The organism is Streptosporangium canum (assembly GCF_900113865.1).
GTDB lineage: Bacteria > Actinomycetota > Actinomycetes > Streptosporangiales > Streptosporangiaceae > Streptosporangium > Streptosporangium canum.
Genome location: NZ_FOQY01000014.1, coordinates 147,314 through 163,401, shown reverse-complemented (window position 1 = coordinate 163,401; position 16,088 = coordinate 147,314). Strand labels below are relative to the sequence as shown.

The following is a 16,088-nucleotide window of genomic DNA, read 5'->3' as shown; positions in this document are numbered from 1 at the left end:
TCACGTCCCCCTGTTGTTTTCGGTAGTCCGACGACTGCCGAAGGTAACAGCGGGGGTCTGCCGAGGGGTGGGCTTAACCCAATGCTGGTCAAGCCCTTACCCGGCCGGTGGTCAGGCCCTCACGGGGCCGATCTCCAGGGTGTCGCTCGTCTTGTCGAGGTCCACCAGGACCTCGTCGCCGTCCTGGACCTCGCCGGACAGCACCTCCTTGGCCAGCTTGTCGCCGATCGACGACTGGACGAGGCGGCGGAGCGGCCGCGCGCCGTACATCGGGTCGTAGCCCGTCAGCGCCAGCCAGTCGCGCGCCGCCGGGGTCACGGTCAGCGTGAGACGCCGGTCGGCCAGCCGCCGGGCCAGGTGCGTCACCTGCAGGTCCACGATCCTGGACAGCTCCTCCACGCCGAGCGCCTCGAACAGGATCACGTCGTCGAGCCGGTTGAGGAACTCCGGCTTGAAGGAGTTTCTGACCGCGTCCATCACGGCCTTCTGCTGGGTGTCCTTGTCCAGCTTCGGGTCCACGAGGAACTGCGAGCCGATGTTGGAGGTGAGGATCAGGATCACGTTGCGGAAGTCGACGGTCCTGCCCTGCCCGTCGGTGAGCCGCCCGTCGTCGAGCACCTGGAGCAGGATGTCGAAGACCTCGGGGTGGGCCTTCTCTACCTCGTCCAGCAGCACCACGGTGTACGGCCTGCGCCGCACGGCCTCGGTGAGCTGGCCGCCCTCCTCGTAGCCGATGTATCCGGGCGGTGCCCCCACCAGACGCGCCACGCTGTGCTTCTCGCCGTACTCGCTCATGTCGATGCGGACCATCGCCCGCTCGTCGTCGAACAGGAAGTCGGCCAGCGACTTGGCCAGCTCGGTCTTGCCGACGCCGGTGGGGCCGAGGAACAGGAAGCTGCCGGTCGGCCGGTCGGGGTCGGAGATGCCCGCCCGTGCCCGCCGTACGGCGTCGGAGACGGCCTGGACGGCCTCCTTCTGGCCGATCAGCCGCCTGCCGAGCTCCTCCTCCATGCGGAGCAGCTTGGCGGTCTCCCCCTCCAGCAGGCGTCCCGAGGGGATGCCGGTCCACGAGGAGATGACCTGGGCGATGTCGTCCGGGCCGACCTCCTCCTTGACCATCGGGTCATCGGGCTGGGCGGCCGCGCTGGCCTCGGCGAGCTCGGCCTCCAGCTTGGGCACCTCGGCGTACATCAGCCGTGAGGCGGCCTCGAAGTCACCGTCCCGCTGCGCCCGCTCGGCGGCGCCGCGCACCTCGTCGAGCTTCTTCTTCAGGTCGCCGACCCGGTTGAGCCCGGCCTTCTCCCGTTCCCAGCGCCCGACCAGGCCGTTGAGCTCCTCCTGACGGTCGGCGAGCTCCTTGCGGAGCCGTTCCAGCCGCTGGATGCTGCCCTCGTCGGTCTCCTTGGCGAGCGCGAGCTCCTCCATCTTCATCCGGTCGACGTTCCGCTGGAGCTGGTCGATCTCCACGGGACGGGAGTCGATCTCCATGCGCAGCCGGGAGGCGGCCTCGTCGATGAGGTCGATCGCCTTGTCCGGCAGGAACCGGGAGGTGATGTAGCGGTCGGAGAGGGAGGCGGCGGCCACGAGCGCGCTGTCGGCGATCTGGACCTGGTGGTGCGCCTCGTAGCGGCCCTTGAGGCCGCGCAGGATCGCGATGGTGTCCTCGACCGTGGGCTCGCCCACGTAGACCTGCTGGAAGCGCCGCTCCAGGGCGGGGTCCTTCTCGATGCGCTCGCGGTATTCGTCCAGCGTCGTCGCGCCGATCATCCGCAGCTCGCCCCGGGCGAGCATGGGCTTGAGCATGTTGCCCGCGTCCATCGCGCCCTCGGCGGCGCCCGCGCCGACCATGGTGTGCAGCTCGTCGATGAAGGTGACGACCTGGCCGTCGCTCTCCTTGATCTCGCTGAGCACGGCCTTGAGGCGCTCCTCGAACTCGCCGCGGTATTTCGCCCCGGCGACCATCGCGCCCAGGTCCAACGCGACCAGGCGCTTGTTGCGCAGGCTGGAGGGCACGTCGCCGGCGACGATCCGCTGGGCCAGGCCCTCCACCACGGCGGTCTTGCCGACGCCGGGCTCCCCGATGAGCACCGGGTTGTTCTTGGTCCGGCGGCTGAGCACCTGGATGACCCTGCGGATCTCCGAGTCGCGGCCGATCACCGGGTCCAGCTTGCCCGCCCTGGCCCGCTCGGTCAGGTCGACGCCGTACTTCTCCAGCGCCTGGTAGGTGTCCTCGGGCGTCTCGCTGGTCACCCGGGCGTGCCCGCGCACCTTCTCGAACGCGTCGAGCAGGGTGTTGGGGGTGGCTCCGCGCGACTTGAGCAGCTCGGCGACCGGGCCGCCGTCGGCGGCGAGGCCGACCAGCAGGTGTTCGGTCGAGACGTATTCGTCCTCAAGCTGCCGGGCCCGCTGGGCCGCGGTGTTCAGCACCGTGAGCAGCTGCCGTGAGCTCGACGGGGCGCCGACCGTGGCGCCCTGCGCCTTCGGCAGTGCCGCGAGCTGCCGCTCGGCCTCGGTGCGCAACTGCTTCCAGTCGGCGCCGACGGCCTCCAGCAGAGGTACGGCGGTGCCGCCGGTCTGGCCGAGCAGCGAGGTGAACAGGTGAGCCGGGGCGACCTCCGGGTTGCCCTCGGCGGCGGCGCGCCTGATGGCGGAGGAGACCGCTTCCTGGCTCTTCTGGGTGAGCTTGTAGTCCATGCTTGTCTGCCCTTACTCCGTTCGGCGGCTGGAGCGCCGGTGACGGGTGCCCTCACCGGTCGCGGGTCCGCCTGGTTCCCGCGCTCCGTGAGTGACGGCCACCGGTGCGCTCTGGCGTGTCGATTGCGACGTCGCGCGTCGCGGCTCGCCCCCCGGCCTCCGTGGCGTCAGGCGGGTGGCAGTTGGTACTGGATCAGCGCGCGGATCATCGCCATCTCCGCACGCAGGCGGTGGTTCTCGTCGCGCAGGCGCAGGGCCTCTGTCTCCAGCGCCAGGATGCGCTTGATGCCGGCGAGGTTGATGCCCTCCTCCTGGGAGAGCCGCTGGACCTCGCGGAGCATCACGATGTCGCGGGTGGAGTAGAGGCGCCCGCGCCCCGACGTGCGGCCCGGACTGACCAGGCCGATGCGGTCGTACTGCCGGAGGGTCTGCGGGTGCAGACCCGAGAGCTGGGCGGCCACCGAGATCACGTAGACGGGGGTGTCGTCCGACAGATCGAAGTAGTTGGCTTCCATGGCTACTCGCTTCTGGCCTGTTGGATGAGGTCGGCCCGGGGGTCACCGCCCGCCGTGGCGTCACGGAACTCCTCCAGGGCGTTGCGTGCCTTGTCCTCGAGCTGCTGGGGCACCAGGACCTCGACCGTGGCGAGCAGGTCGCCCTTGGTGCCGTCCTTGCGGGACACACCCCTGCCCCGCACCCGGAAGGTGCGGCCGTTCGGGGTCCCCTCGGGGATGCGCAGCGTGACCGGCAACCCCTTGAGGATCGGCACCTTGATCTCGGCGCCGAGCGCGGCCTCGGTGAAGGTGACCGGCACGGTGATCGTCAGGTTCTCGCCGGTCCGGCCGAAGACCGGGTGCGGCTTGACGTGGATCTGGACGTACAGGTCACCGGCCGGACCGCCGTTCTCGCCGGGCGCGCCCTTGCCCTTGAGCTTGATGCGCTGGCCGTCGCCCACCCCGGCCGGGATGCGCGCCTGGATCGTACGGGTGCTCTTACCCCGCCCGCTCCCCTCGCACACCGGGCACGGGTCGTCCACCAGCAGGCCGCGGCCCTTGCAGTCGCGGCACGGCTCGGAGAAGGCGAAGTTGCCCAGGTTGCGGCTGGCCGCGCCGGTGCCCTCGCAGGTCGGGCAGACCCGCGGGGTGGTCCCGGCCTTGGCGCCGGTGCCGGAGCACGCCGTACAGGCCGAGGAGCTGGTGAGGCGGAGCGAGACGGTGGCGCCGTCCACGGCCTCGCCGAACGAGAGCGTGACCTCCGACTCGATGTCCTGGCCGCGCCGGGCCCTGGTGGTGGCCGTCCCGCCGGCGCGGCCGGCGCCGCCCCGGTTGAATATGCCGCCGAAGAGGTCGCCGATGCGCTCCCCGGCCCCGCTCTGCTGCTGGTTGGTGCCGCCGAACAGGTCACCCAGGTCGAAGGGGAACCCGCCCCCACGGGAAGCCCCCCCGCCTCCCGCGTAACCGCCGAGTCCCGATCCGAACAGCGTCCGCGCCTCGTCGTACTCCTTGCGGCGCTTGGTGTCGGACAGGACGTCGTAGGCCTCGGAGACCTCCTTGAACTTGGCCTCGGTCTCCGTGCTGCCCTGGTTGGCGTCCGGGTGGTACTGCCTGGCCAGCTTCCGGTACGCCTTCTTGATCTCTTCGGCGGTGGCGGTCTTGGGCACACCAAGGACGGCGTAGTAGTCCTTCTCCAGGTAGTCCTTGGTGCTCATCGTCCGTTCCTTCTTTGATATGGGGGTATCAGTTGTCGTTTGACGAGGGCTCTTCGGGCTCGGCGACCGCGACCCGCGCCGGGCGGAGCACCCGCTCGCCGATCCGGTAACCGGACTGAAGGATCTCCACGCAGGTCGGCTCGGCGACGTCGGGGGAGTAGCTGTGCATGAGCGCCTCGTGCACCGTCGGGTCGAAAGGCTCGCCCTTGGCGCCGAAAGAGCTCAGTCCCAGCTTCCCGGTGGCCGTCTCCAGCGACTCGCTCACCTTGGCGAAGCCGCCGGTGAGCTCTCCGTGGTCACGGGCCCGGCCGATGTCGTCGAGAACCGGCAGCAGCTCGGCCAGCACGCCGGCCACCGCCTGCTCCTTGACCGCGGTCCGGTCCCGCTCGACCCGCTTGCGGTAGTTGGAATACTCCGCCTGGAGACGCTGCAGGTCCGCGGTGCGCTCGGCGAGCTGGGTGGCCAGCTCGATCGAGGCCAGGTCGGCGGCCGGAGCAGGCTGGTCGGCCTGCTCCTTGACCGTCTCGCGCACCTCGCCCGTCTCCGGATCGATCTTGCGGTTGTCGCGGATCACCGGCTCCTCCCCGGAACCGTTCTCACGCGTGTTCACGCTTGCGCTCCCCTCGGCTCTCCCGCCGTCACTTCTTGCCGTCTTCGCGCTTCGGCTCGTCGTCCACGATCTCGGCGTCGACCACGTTGTCATCGGACTCCTGGCCGGCCGTGTTCTCCGCGCCGGGGGCGCCGGCCGGGGCCTCGGACCCCTGCGCCTGGGCGTAGATCGCCGACCCCATCTTCTGGCTGACGGTGGCGAGCTTCTCCGCCGCGGTGCGGATCTCGGCCGAGTCGGTGCCCTCAAGCGTCTTCTTGAGCTCGGCGAGCGCCTCGTTGACCTCGTTCTTGATGTCGTCCGGGACCTTCTCGGCGTTCTCGCCGAGGAACTTCTCGGTCTGGTAGACGAGCGAGTCGGCGTTGTTGCGCGTCTCGGCGTCCTCGCGGCGCTTCTTGTCCTCTTCGGCGTAGGACTCGGCCTCGCGCATCATGCGCTCGATGTCGTCCTTCGGCAGCGCGGAGCCGCCGGTGATGGTCATCGTCTGCTCCTTGCCGGTGCCGAGGTCCTTGGCGGAGACGTTGACGATGCCGTTGGCGTCGATGTCGAAGGTGACCTCGATCTGCGGGATGCCGCGCGGCGCCGGGGCGATGCCGGTCAGCTCGAAGGTGGCCAGCTTCTTGTTGTAGGCCGCGATCTCGCGCTCGCCCTGGTAGACCTGGATCTGCACCGACGGCTGGTTGTCCTCGGCCGTGGTGAAGACCTCGGAGCGCTTGGTCGGGATCGTGGTGTTGCGCTCAATGATCTTGGTGAAGATGCCGCCCTTGGTCTCGATGCCCAGCGACAGCGGGGTCACGTCGAGCAGCAGGACGTCCTTGACCTCGCCCTTGAGCACGCCGGCCTGGAGGGCGGCGCCGATGGCCACGACCTCGTCCGGGTTGACGCCCTTGTTGGGCTCCTGGCCGCCGGTCAGCTCCTTGACGAGCTCGGCGACCGCGGGCATGCGGGTCGAGCCGCCGACGAGCACCACGTGGGCGATGTCGGAGATCTTGATCCCGGCGTCCTTGACGACCTGGTTGAACGGGCCCTTGCACCGCTCGAGCAGGTCGGCGGTGATCCGCTGGAACTCGGCGCGGGTGAGCTTCTCCTCCAGGTGGAGGGGGCCCTCGGCCGAGGCGGTGATGTAGGGCAGGTTGACGGAGGTCTCCGACTGGCTGGAGAGCTCGATCTTGGCCTTCTCCGCCGCCTCGCGCAGGCGCTGGAGGGCCATCTTGTCCTTGGTCAGGTCCACGCCGTGGGCGTTCTTGAACCGGGTCGCGAGCTCGTCGACGACGCGCTGGTCCCAGTCGTCGCCACCGAGGTGGTTGTCGCCGCTGGTGGCCTTGACCTCGACGAAGCCGTGGCCGTCCTCCTGGCCGACGTCGAGCAGGGACACGTCGAACGTGCCGCCGCCGAGGTCGAAGACGAGGATGGTCTCGTCCTTCTCCTTGTCGAGGCCGTAGGCGAGCGCCGCCGCGGTGGGCTCGTTGATGATGCGCAGCACGTTGAGGCCGGCGATGGTGCCGGCTTCCTGCGTCGCCTGCCGCTGGGCGTCGTTGAAGTAGGCCGGGACGGTGATCACCGCGTCGGTGATCTTCTCGCCCAGGTAGGCCTCGGCGTCCTGCTTGAGCTTCTGCAGGACGAAGGCGCTGATCTGCTGCGGGGAGAACTTCTTGCCGTCGATCTCGACGGACCAGTTGGTGCCCATCTCGCGCTTGACCGAGCGGATCGTGCGGTCCACGTTGGTGACGGCCTGCCGCTTGGCGACCTCACCGACGAGGACCTCGCCGTTCTTGGCGAAGGCGACCACGGACGGCGTGGTCCGCGAGCCCTGCGCGTTGGCGATGACGGTGGGCTCACCGCCCTCGAGGATCGAGACGACGGAGTTGGTCGTCCCCAGGTCGATACCTACCGCACGTGCCATGAGTACGTCCTTGTAGTCAAAGTTGAGTCGGTCAGACTCATACTGGAACCTCGTGTGACGTTTGTCAAACGACTTGAGTCTATGTCGCTCAACCCTGTGAGGCGTGAAAGCATTCCCGGTTTCCGGGAAACAGGAGGCGTTCCCTGTCTCCCAACGAAGGAGCACGCATGATCGCTCCCCCTGATCCCGGTCCGGGAGCCGAGACATGATCGGCTCCCCCGATCTCGGGCTCGGGCCCGGGACCGGTGAGTGGTCGCCGCGCGACGACTTCGACCGGGTCTTCGACGCCCACTTCGCCGAGATCCACCGCTACGTCGCCCGCCGCCTGGACACCGACGCCGCCGACGACATCGCGGCCGACACCTTCCTCGTCGCCTTCCGCGAACGCGAACGCTTCGACGCCGCACGGGGCGGCGTCCGTCCCTGGCTGTACGGCATAGCCACCAACCTGCTGGCCAAACACCGGCGGAGCGAGGTGCGCCGCTGGAAGGCGCTCAGCCGGACCGAGGCGGCGGGTCAGGTGGACAGCCACGAGAACGCCGTGGCCGCCAGGGTCGCCGCCGGGCAGGTGACCGGCCGACTCGCGGGGGCGCTGGCAGGTCTGGCCAAGCGCGACCGCGATGTCGTCCTGCTCGTCGCGCTCGGCGGGCTCGCCCACGCCGAGGTGGCGACCGCGCTCGGCATCCCCTACGGGACCGTGGCGTCCCGGCTCAACCGCGCCCGCAAGCAGCTACGCAAAGCACTGGGCGACGTCAACCCGCTGGAGGCCGGAGATGGATGAGATCACCCTGCTGTCGTCCGCCCTGCCGGACGCCCCGCCACCCACACCCGAGGCCGTCGCCCGCGCCCGCGCCCGCCTGACCACCCACGAGGTACGGCGCCGCCGTCACCCCTCCTGGACACTGATCATTGGAGCCTCCGTGGCCACCACCGCCGTCATCACCGCGGTCGCGCTGGCCGCGACCCTTCTGGGTTCGCCGCCGCTCCCGGTGCTGGAGACACCGAAGACCGGTGAGCACCTGCTCCGGGAACTCGCGGACAGGGTGGAGAAGCTCTCACCCGGGACCGGCGCCTACTGGCGCGTCCAGGGGACTCGCGTCCGCCGGTATCTGGTCGGCACCGGACCCACGCGCTACTGGATCGCGTCCGGAGGGGAGATGCGACAGTGGACACCGCGGAAGCCGGGAGCCTTGTACGTCCAGGAGACGGAGTCGTCCGGCATCCGGCCGGACACACCGCGGGACGAGAAGATCTGGCAGAAGCAGGGCTCGCCTGACCGCTGGCGCCTGCCCGAGTGCGAGAGCTCTTCTTCCCTTCCCTGCCCTTCGATCACCCTCGCCGACAAGCGGTCGCGACGCGAGTACCGGATCATAGGAGACGTCCCCGACCCTGGCCTGGGAGGTCTCACCATCGCCGAGTTGGACGCCCTCCCGACCGATCCGGCGCGGCTGCGGGAGCGCCTTGAGGGCTACCGCAAGGCCGAGCAGAAGCGGGGCCTCAAACGGTCCTGGGAGGAGTTCCTCAAGGCGGCCGTGCGCGATATGACGGTCATACCGGCCAGTCCCGGACTCCGGGCGGCGCTGCTGCGCCTGTACGTGGAGCAGCCCGGGGCCGAGGTGGCGCGGGAGGACAGCGATCCGCTGGGCCGTCCCGCCATCGCCATCGACCTCGGGACCAAGGGGTATTTCCAGCTGGGCACCCGTATGGTGCCGATCACGCAAGAGATCCTCCTCGACCCTCGGACCGGTGAGGGCATGGCCGAGAGGTCCGTCACGACGGACGCCGAAGGCGGGTTCCCGAAGGGCACCGTGGCCCACTACGTGGTCGTCGACAAGATGGGCTGGACCGATGAGCGGCCCACGCTCCCCCCGGGCTGCCGCCGCGTGAAGGCCGGCGGCGTCTGCCGCTGACCCCTCCGGTACGGCTCCCGCCGCGCGGCGGGAGCCGTACCGGGCACAGGTCAGGGCTTGGCGCCGTCGACGATCTTGCGCTTGCCGAGGGGGGCCTTGAGCTTGACGGTCGTCACCTTCTGGATGGCGATGGCGATGCAGGCCATGTTCTTGGCCTTGGCGCTCGGGCCCTCCCAGAGGGTGACGGTCACCCGCTTGGAGGTCTCCCGCACGGTGACCCGGTCGAGGACGGTGCAGGGCTCCACCCCGGACCACCAGACGACCCGCAGGCTCCGGCCGTCCTTGGACGGCTTCGCCGTCAGCCACCGCACCTTGCGAGGGTTGTCGGTGTGGCCCTGAGGCTTGGTCGGCTTGGGGCCCTGGGTGGGCTCCTCCCGGGGGGCCACCGTGTGGCTCACCGGCCGGGAGGGGCTGTCGGCGGTCGCGGTGCCGGTGGTCGCGGTGCTGTGCCCGGCGCCGCAGCCCACGGCCAGCAGCAGGCTTCCAGTGAGGATGGAACTCGCGATCATACGCATACCCCTGCAACGGATCGGAGCACGGAGCGGTTCAGGCCATTCTGACATCGCGCCGCATGACCTCGGTCCTGACCCGGAGGACCGCCGGCTTCTCCAGTGCTTCGATCCGCTTGACCCGGGTCACATACTCCCGCAGGACCGCGTTCACGGTGTCCCCTGCCGACGAGATGCCCAGCATCCTCATGGCCTCGGCGAGGGCCTCGTCATCGAGGTCGATCCAAGTGACGGTCATGTCGTCTCTCCAGCGCCGGTGTTGTATGTAGCCACCATGGACGGCTCCCGGGGCTCGCGGGGGCGGATCCCATAGGCTGGTCAATCACTTCTCCTCAGGCAAGGTGCGCAGACATGATCGCGATTCTGGGAACCGGCAAGATGGGCGAGGCCCTGCTCTCGGGGCTGCTCCGGGCCGGGTTCAAGCCGGGCGACGTGCTGGTGACCGCGCGGCGCGCCGAGCGGGCCGAGGCCCTCAGGGAGCGGTACGGCGTGCAGGTGGTGTCCAACGCCGAGGCGGCCAAGAGCGCCGACACGATCATCCTCGCGGTCAAGCCGCAGGACATGGCGTCCCTGCTGACCGAGATCGCGACCCACGTCCCGGCAGACCGTCTGGTGATCTCGGCCGCGGCGGGCATCACGACCTCGTTCGTGGAGTCGCGGCTCGGCGCGGACATCCCGGTGGTCCGCGTCATGTCCAACACGCCGGTCCTGGTGGACGAGGCGATGAGCGTGATCTCGGCGGGCGCCCACGCCTCGGAGGAGCACCTCAGGCGCACCGAGGACCTGCTCAGGCCGGTCGGCAAGGTGCTGCGCATCCCCGAGACGCAGCAGGACGCCGCCACCGCCCTGTCCGGTAGCGGGCCCGCCTACTTCTTCTACCTCGTCGAGGCCATGGTCGACGCGGGCATCCTGCTCGGCATGCCCCGGGCCGCCGCCCTCGACATGGTCACCCAGTCGATCGTCGGCGCGGCCATCATGCTGCGTGACTCCGGGGAGCACCCGGTGATCCTCCGCGAGGCGGTCACCTCCCCGGGCGGCACCACCATCGCCGCCATCGCCGAGCTGGAGCGGCACAGCGTCCGCGCCGCCTTCCTGGCCGCCATCGAGGCCGCCAGGGACCGCAGCCGCCAGCTCGCCGGGGGCTGACCGTCCCCCTCTATTAGGAAACCTTCCTGCATAAGGCATCATTTCCACAGAACTTCGGTGGGAATGAGGCAATCGTGGCGCAGGCCGTACAAGCTGGTGACCAGCGGGAGCAGGCGGGGCCGGCGGTCTGGTCGCGGAGTTTCGGGCTGTTCTTCACCGCGCGGTCCGTCTCCATGCTCGGCGCCGCGATGGTCCCGTTCGCGACGGCGGTCGGCGTGGGCGGGCTCGGCTACGGCGCGACCGGGGTCGGGCTGGCGCTGGCCGCCTGGATGGCGCCCTTCGCGGTGCTCATCCTGTTCGGCGGGGTGTTCGCCGACCGGTTCACGCCGCGGCGCATGATGATCGGCGCCGACACGGTCCGGGTGGTGACGCAGGGGGCCGGCGCGGCGCTGTTCGTCTTCGACCGGCCGCAGCTCTGGCAGATCCTGGTCATCTCCGCGGTCAACGGCGTGGCCGCCGCGATGTACCAGCCCGGCGTCTCCAGCACGGTCCCGCGCGTGGCCGCGGACGTGCAGAAGGCCAACGCGACCCTGCGCGTCTCCGAGTCGATCATGCTGCTGGCCGGGCCGGGCGTCGCGGGCGCCATCGTCGGCTTTGCCGGGGTGGGGGTCGTCTTCGCGATCGACGCCGTCGGGTTCGCGATCAGCGCGGCCTGCCTGCTCCTGCTCCGCCTGCCGGTGGTCGCGGCGCCCCCGGCAGGGGAGTCCATGTGGCGCAACCTGCGCGGCGGCTGGCAGGAGTTCCGGTCCCGGACCTGGATGTGGTCGGTGATCCTGATCTGGGCGGTCTTCGGCGTCACCCTGTTCGGCCCGATGATCCCGCTGGGCTCGGTGCTCGTCACCGGCCGGCTCGACGAGGCCGCCTACGGCCTGGTCATGTCCGCCTCCGGCGCCGGCACCGTCGTCGGGGGCCTGGTCGCGATGCGGGTCCGCCCGGTCCGGCCGTTGATGGCCGGGGCGATCGGCCTGTTCGGCTTCGGGCTGGAGCCGCTGTCCATCGCCGCCGGGGCGCCGCTGACGATCATGATGGCCGCGCACGTGGTGGGCGGCGCGGGCTGGGCGTTCTGGTCGGTCATGTGGGCCACGAGCGTGCAGACCCAGGTGCCGCCGGAGGCGCTCAACCGGGTCACCGCCTACGAGGTGGCCGGATCGACCCTGTTCGTCCCGCTCGGCCAGGTGCTCGCCGGCCCGGTGGCCGGGCTGGTCGGGGCGCGGGAGCTGCTCGCCGTCTCCTCGGTCGTGGCGGTCGCCGGCTGCGTCGCCCTGCTGCTGGTGCCCGCGATCCGTGGGCTGCGCCGGGTGGCCCCGGCCTGACCCGGCCCGCCTGACCCGGCCCGCCTGACCCGACCGGCCTGGCCCGGCTGGGAGACCGCCGGTCGGCGCGGGGGCGGCCAAGCGCGTGATCAGTCGGTACGGCATGCCGTACCGTCATAAAGGGGGCGCGGTTAATCGGAATAAGTCTGGATATTTCGCTCAGATGAAAACCGCCCTCTCCTCCGTGACGGCTGGGTAAACCCGCGTGCGTATCCGTGCGGTAACGTCGGCCGGGGTGGGAGATCGTCCAGCGAGCGCGCCGCGACGCGATCAGACAGGGAGGCGTCATGAGCCGGTCCGTCCGGGTGGTCTGGGACGACGCGCTCATCGCGTACGACTTCGGCCCCGGGCACCCGCTCGCGCCCGTGCGGGTCGAGCTGACCATGGCGCTGGCCAGGGAGCTCGGCGTGCTGGACGCGGTCGAGGTGACCGGCTGCGCGCCCGCCACCGACGACGAGCTGGCGCTGGTCCACAAGCGCGACTACATCGAGGCCGTCAAGAGGGTCTCCGCGACCGGGCGGCCCGACCTGGCCCACGGGCTCGGCACCGAGGACAACCCCGCCTTCGCCGGGGTGCACGAGGCCTCCGCGCTGATCACCGGTGCGAGCCTGGCCGCGGCCCGCGCGGTCTGGACGGGCGAGGCCGAGCACGCGGTGAACGTCGCGGGAGGCCTGCACCACGCCATGGCCGCCGCCGCGAGCGGGTTCTGCGTCTACAACGACCCCGCGGTGGCGATCGGCTGGCTGCTGGCGCAGGGCGCCTCCCGGATCGCCTACGTGGATGTGGACGTCCATCACGGGGACGGCGTCCAGGCGATGTTCTACGACGACCCCAGGGTCCTCACCATCAGCCTGCACGAGAGCCCCCGCACGCTCTTCCCGGGCACGGGCTTCCCCGAGGAGCGCGGCGCGGAGGGCACCGCGGTCAACGTGGCGCTGCCCGCCGGATGCGGCGACAGCGGCTGGCTGAGGGCCTTCCACGCGGTGGTGCCGCCGCTGCTGCGGGAGTTCGCCCCCGAGGTCCTGGTCACCCAGCACGGCTGCGACAGCCACGCGCTCGACCCGCTGGCCCACCTGATGCTCAGCCTGGACGGCCAGCGCACCGCCTACGCCGCGCTCCACGAGCTGGCCCACGAGACCGCGGGCGGCCGCTGGGTGGTGACCGGCGGCGGGGGATACGAGCTGGTGCAGGTGGTGCCCCGGGCGTGGACCCATCTGATCGCCGAGGTCTCCGGGCACCCGCTCGCCCCGGCCACCGCCACCCCGCAGGCGTGGCGCCGGCTGGTCAGGGAGCGGACCGGGCAGACGCCGCCGCTGTCGCTGACCGATGGCAGAGATCCGGAATTTAGTGATTTCTCCGCTGGTTATGATCCAGCAGACCCGATCGACCGGGCCATCATGGCGACCCGGAAGGCCGTGTTCCCCTTCCACGGGCTGGATCCCCTCCCGTGACGGCGGGCACCGGCGAACCGGCGCGGGAGACGGGGAACGGACGGATGAGTGACGGAGGAGGTCACAGGTTGACAGCGCCCGAGCTGCGACGCCCGGCGTCGCCGCTGACCCGAGACGACCTTCGTGAGCATCTGGTCCGCACCCGGATCGCCGGTGACGTGGCGACCAGCCGGGAGAACAACCTGGACCACTACAGGTCGCTGTCCAACCGGGACCCGCACCACATGTTCGGGCTGACCCTGGAGGGCCACTGGTCCTACCGGGACGTGCTGGCCCTGATGGCCAAGTCCGCGGGGGTCGTGGCCGACCCGGACCACCGCGAGGGCCAGGACGTCATCGACCCGGACCGCACGATCGACGCGGTCGAGGCGATGGGCGACACGATCGCCGGCGTGCTCCGGACCGGCAGCCCCCGGATCCTCTTCGCCACCGGCCACCCCACCGGTCTGCTCACCATCCACATGGTCGTGGCCCGGCTGGCGCGGGAGCACGGCGCGATCCTGATGGGCCCGGCCGAGGGCTGGTCCTACTGGAGCGCCGGGTTCGGCCGCAAGCGTCAGATCCGCTACATGGACGACGTCGCGATGCTGGCCGACCGGGGCGCCTTCGTGCACAGCCACGACCCGGCCCCGATGCGGGCCATGCTCGACGAGCTCGGCGACGACCGCCCCGATCTGGTGATCGCCGACCACGGCTGGGCCGGCGCGGCCGGCGAGGCGGGGATTCTCACGGTCGGGTTCGCCGACAGCAACGACCCCGCGCTCTTCGTCGGAGAGGCCGAGGGCAAGATCGCGGTGACCGTCCCGCTTGATGACAACGTGCTACCAAGATATTACGATCCGCTGACGCGTCATCTGGTCGAAAGGGTCGTGCGGGCCCTCTGAGGCGAGGGTTGCGCAAATCGGGACATCCCTATACGGGCTTTTCGCGCCTGCATTCCGTGGTGCTCGCCGACCGTTTGCCAACTTTTTGAGGATTGTGGGCGACTCTAATAAGAGACGGTTGGTCCGTTCCAAGATCAAGGCGAAGGGTGCGGTCCGGCTGCTGGCCAGCGAGTTTCTCCATTTCGCTGACATGGGGCTGCGGAGACTGAGAAAGTAGGGGGTTTGCGCACTCGGAGTCCCGACTTACGCTGACGGCAGTACACGTGCGTGAGCAATGGCACCAGTGGGGATAACCCGGAAACACGTGCGGAAGAGGCGTCCGATGGGTGCAGGCGAAAGACCTCTCAGCGAGGTGAAGTTCCTGACGGTGGCTGAAGTGGCCACGGTCATGAGGGTGTCCAAGATGACTGTGTACCGACTCGTGCATTCGGGCGAGCTGCCGGCCATCCGGGTCGGTCGATCCTTCCGAGTGCCGGAGCAGGCGGTGCACGACTATCTCAGGGATGCCTACATCGAGGCGGGTTGAAGCGAGCGAGCCCCAGGTGGTGAGCGGAGCGACCGGTGAGGGACGGACCGGCTGCGTGGCCGGCGCGGAGCGGTGAGCGGCCAGCGGGTCCGAGTCTTCCGGTCAAACCGGCACGTGGGGGACTCATGCTTCACTGAGGTAGCGGCGTGGTCGTCACGTCGTGAGTTCCAGTACCCGGGATCCCCCCAGGGGGCGATCTACCGTGGATCGCCGGTAGTCTGTTGAGCCGGTGTGTTGTTCGCGCACCGGTTTGACAATCTCGGCTACCAGCTACCTGGGGGTCCCGTGGGCTCTGTGATCAAGAAGCGCCGTAAGCGCATGGCGAAGAAGAAGCACCGCAAGCTTCTCAAGAAGACCCGTATTCAGCGGCGTAACAAGAAGTAGTAACGCGGATCTGCGAGGCGCCGATGACCCACACCGTGCTTGTCACCGGGGTCTCGCGCCACATCGGCGCCCGAGTGGCGAGCGTTCTCGCGGCTGACCCGGACATCGACCGGGTCATCGGAGTAGACACGGTGCCGCCGCCCTCGCTCTCACGTGATGGCGGCGTCCCTCTCGGCCGGACGGAGTTCGTCCGCGTCGATCTGCGGAGCCCCGACATCGCCCAGGTGATCGCGGCCGCCGACATCGACACAGTGGTCCACATGAGCCTGGTGAGCGCTCCCCCGCGGAGCGGTGGCCGGATGCTCATGAAGGAGCACAACGTCATCGGCACCATGCAGTTGCTCGGTGCCTGTCAGCGGTCCGCGACGGTCCGCCGTGTCGTCGTACGTTCCACCACCGCGGTGTACGGCTCGTCCCCGCACGACCCCGCCGTCTTCACCGAGGACGCGGAGCCGGGCGAGTCGCCCACCCACGGATACGCCAAGGACGCCTCGGAGGTCGAGGGCTACGTCCGGGGCTTCGCCAGGCGGCGCGGTGACGTGACCGTGTCGATGCTCAGATTCGCCAACTTCATGGGCCCCGGCGTCGATTCGCCGCTGACCCGTTACTTCACCCAGCCCGTCCTGCCGACCGTGTTCGGCTTCGACCCTCGCCTGCAGTTCGTCCATGAGGACGACGCGGTCGAGGTGCTCAGGCGGATGGCGATGGAGGACCACCCCGGCACGTTCAACGTGGCCGGCGACGGCGTGCTCCTGCTCTCGCAGTGCGCCCGAAGGGCGGGGCTGCTCTCGCTGCCCGTGCCCTCTCCCGCGTTCCGTCTCCTGGGTGACCTCGCCCGCGGCGCGGGACTGGTGGACTTCTCTCCCGAACAGCTCCGGCTGATGTGCCATGGCCGCGTGGTGGACACCACCCGGCTGGCCGCCCGCCTCGGCTGGAAGCCCAAGTTCTCGACCTCCGCCGCCTTCGAGGACTTCGTCCGCGCCCGGGACCTGGCCGGCGGACTCCCCGCCGCCATGATGGAACTGATCTCCCAGGCGGTGACGAGGTGACGGA

Annotated in this window: 15 protein-coding genes and 1 pseudogene; 9 read left to right on the top strand and 7 right to left on the bottom strand. The window is 70.0% G+C overall.

Features of this window, described 5'->3' with window-relative positions:
* Positions 1–111 precede the first annotated feature (111 nt).
* The 5 genes and pseudogenes from clpB to dnaK all read right to left on the bottom strand — a co-directional run bounded on the left by clpB (position 112) and on the right by dnaK (position 6,912).
* The gene (clpB, locus tag BM085_RS21900; protein ID WP_093888799.1) at positions 112–2,694 is read right to left on the bottom strand and encodes an ATP-dependent chaperone ClpB; all 2,583 of its coding nucleotides are present in this window, start codon (positions 2,692–2,694) and stop codon (positions 112–114) included.
* Positions 2,695–2,706: 12 nt separating this feature from the next.
* A pseudogene (locus BM085_RS47440) lies at positions 2,707–3,209 on the bottom strand (heat shock protein transcriptional repressor HspR).
* Between the two features lie 2 nt (positions 3,210–3,211).
* Positions 3,212–4,402 carry a molecular chaperone DnaJ gene (dnaJ, locus tag BM085_RS21890; RefSeq protein ID WP_093888798.1) on the bottom strand — a complete coding sequence of 397 codons (1,191 nt, stop codon included), beginning with the start codon at positions 4,400–4,402 and terminating at the stop codon, positions 3,212–3,214.
* 28 nt (positions 4,403–4,430) lie between these two features.
* Complete coding sequence (gene grpE / locus BM085_RS21885) at positions 4,431–5,012, bottom strand: nucleotide exchange factor GrpE (RefSeq protein WP_093888797.1); 582 nt, start codon at positions 5,010–5,012, stop codon at positions 4,431–4,433.
* Between the two features lie 28 nt (positions 5,013–5,040).
* On the bottom strand, positions 5,041–6,912 hold the full coding sequence (gene dnaK, locus BM085_RS21880; RefSeq protein WP_093888796.1) for a molecular chaperone DnaK: 1,872 nt from the start codon (positions 6,910–6,912) through the stop codon (positions 5,041–5,043).
* A gap of 205 nt (positions 6,913–7,117) precedes the next feature.
* Here dnaK and BM085_RS21875 point away from each other — a divergent pair, with 205 nt between their 5' ends.
* Together BM085_RS21875 and BM085_RS21870 are read left to right on the top strand one after the other, a co-directional pair.
* On the top strand, positions 7,118–7,693 hold the full coding sequence (locus BM085_RS21875) for an RNA polymerase sigma factor (RefSeq protein ID WP_093888795.1): 576 nt from the start codon (positions 7,118–7,120) through the stop codon (positions 7,691–7,693).
* On the top strand, positions 7,686–8,822 hold the full coding sequence (locus BM085_RS21870; RefSeq protein WP_093888794.1) for a hypothetical protein: 1,137 nt from the start codon (positions 7,686–7,688) through the stop codon (positions 8,820–8,822). The genes BM085_RS21875 and BM085_RS21870 overlap by 8 nt, the downstream gene beginning before the upstream one ends.
* A 50-nt stretch (positions 8,823–8,872) precedes the next feature.
* Here BM085_RS21870 and BM085_RS21865 read toward each other — a convergent pair whose 3' ends face one another.
* Positions 8,873–9,331 (bottom strand): hypothetical protein, encoded by a 459-nt coding sequence (locus BM085_RS21865; RefSeq protein ID WP_093888844.1) that lies wholly within the window; start codon positions 9,329–9,331, stop codon positions 8,873–8,875.
* Between the two features lie 37 nt (positions 9,332–9,368).
* Positions 9,369–9,569 (bottom strand): type II toxin-antitoxin system VapB family antitoxin, encoded by a 201-nt coding sequence (locus BM085_RS21860; RefSeq protein ID WP_093888793.1) that lies wholly within the window; start codon positions 9,567–9,569, stop codon positions 9,369–9,371.
* Between the two features lie 113 nt (positions 9,570–9,682).
* Here BM085_RS21860 and proC point away from each other — a divergent pair, with 113 nt between their 5' ends.
* From proC to BM085_RS21825, 7 genes are all read left to right on the top strand, one after another.
* The gene (gene proC / locus BM085_RS21855; protein ID WP_012887303.1) at positions 9,683–10,477 is read left to right on the top strand and encodes a pyrroline-5-carboxylate reductase; all 795 of its coding nucleotides are present in this window, start codon (positions 9,683–9,685) and stop codon (positions 10,475–10,477) included.
* 74 nt (positions 10,478–10,551) lie between these two features.
* Positions 10,552–11,790 (top strand): MFS transporter, encoded by a 1,239-nt coding sequence (locus BM085_RS21850; protein ID WP_093888792.1) that lies wholly within the window; start codon positions 10,552–10,554, stop codon positions 11,788–11,790.
* A 287-nt stretch (positions 11,791–12,077) separates the two neighbouring features.
* Positions 12,078–13,241 (top strand): acetoin utilization protein AcuC, encoded by a 1,164-nt coding sequence (locus BM085_RS21845; protein ID WP_093888791.1) that lies wholly within the window; start codon positions 12,078–12,080, stop codon positions 13,239–13,241.
* Between the two features lie 68 nt (positions 13,242–13,309).
* Positions 13,310–14,125, top strand: a complete 816-nt coding sequence (locus tag BM085_RS21840) for a phosphatase (RefSeq protein WP_093888790.1) — start codon at positions 13,310–13,312, stop codon at positions 14,123–14,125.
* Positions 14,126–14,447: 322 nt separating this feature from the next.
* The gene (locus tag BM085_RS21835) at positions 14,448–14,651 is read left to right on the top strand and encodes a helix-turn-helix domain-containing protein (protein ID WP_012887307.1); all 204 of its coding nucleotides are present in this window, start codon (positions 14,448–14,450) and stop codon (positions 14,649–14,651) included.
* A gap of 285 nt (positions 14,652–14,936) precedes the next feature.
* Positions 14,937–15,035, top strand: coding sequence for a 30S ribosomal protein bS22 (locus tag BM085_RS21830; protein ID WP_018654693.1), 99 nt, complete (start codon positions 14,937–14,939; stop codon positions 15,033–15,035).
* A gap of 23 nt (positions 15,036–15,058) precedes the next feature.
* Entirely contained in the window at positions 15,059–16,084 is a 1,026-nt protein-coding gene (locus BM085_RS21825) for an NAD-dependent epimerase/dehydratase family protein (RefSeq protein ID WP_037936491.1), read from the top strand.
* Positions 16,085–16,088: the final 4 nt, after the last annotated feature.

Bases quoted from the DNA above. Each gene is read 5' to 3' on its own strand.
- clpB (WP_093888799.1), bottom strand. From the start codon at position 2,694: ATGGACTACAAGCTCACCCAGAAGAGCCAGGAAGCGGTCTCCTCCGCC.
- dnaJ (WP_093888798.1), bottom strand. From the start codon at position 4,402: ATGAGCACCAAGGACTACCTGGAGAAGGACTACTACGCCGTCCTTGGT.
- dnaK (WP_093888796.1), bottom strand. From the start codon at position 6,912: ATGGCACGTGCGGTAGGTATCGACCTGGGGACGACCAACTCCGTCGTC.
- BM085_RS21875 (WP_093888795.1), top strand. From the start codon at position 7,118: ATGATCGGCTCCCCCGATCTCGGGCTCGGGCCCGGGACCGGTGAGTGG.
- BM085_RS21870 (WP_093888794.1), top strand. From the start codon at position 7,686: ATGGATGAGATCACCCTGCTGTCGTCCGCCCTGCCGGACGCCCCGCCA.
- BM085_RS21865 (WP_093888844.1), bottom strand. From the start codon at position 9,331: ATGATCGCGAGTTCCATCCTCACTGGAAGCCTGCTGCTGGCCGTGGGC.
- BM085_RS21860 (WP_093888793.1), bottom strand. From the start codon at position 9,569: ATGACCGTCACTTGGATCGACCTCGATGACGAGGCCCTCGCCGAGGCC.
- proC (WP_012887303.1), top strand. From the start codon at position 9,683: ATGATCGCGATTCTGGGAACCGGCAAGATGGGCGAGGCCCTGCTCTCG.
- BM085_RS21845 (WP_093888791.1), top strand. From the start codon at position 12,078: ATGAGCCGGTCCGTCCGGGTGGTCTGGGACGACGCGCTCATCGCGTAC.
- BM085_RS21835 (WP_012887307.1), top strand. From the start codon at position 14,448: ATGGGTGCAGGCGAAAGACCTCTCAGCGAGGTGAAGTTCCTGACGGTG.
- BM085_RS21825 (WP_037936491.1), top strand. From the start codon at position 15,059: ATGACCCACACCGTGCTTGTCACCGGGGTCTCGCGCCACATCGGCGCC.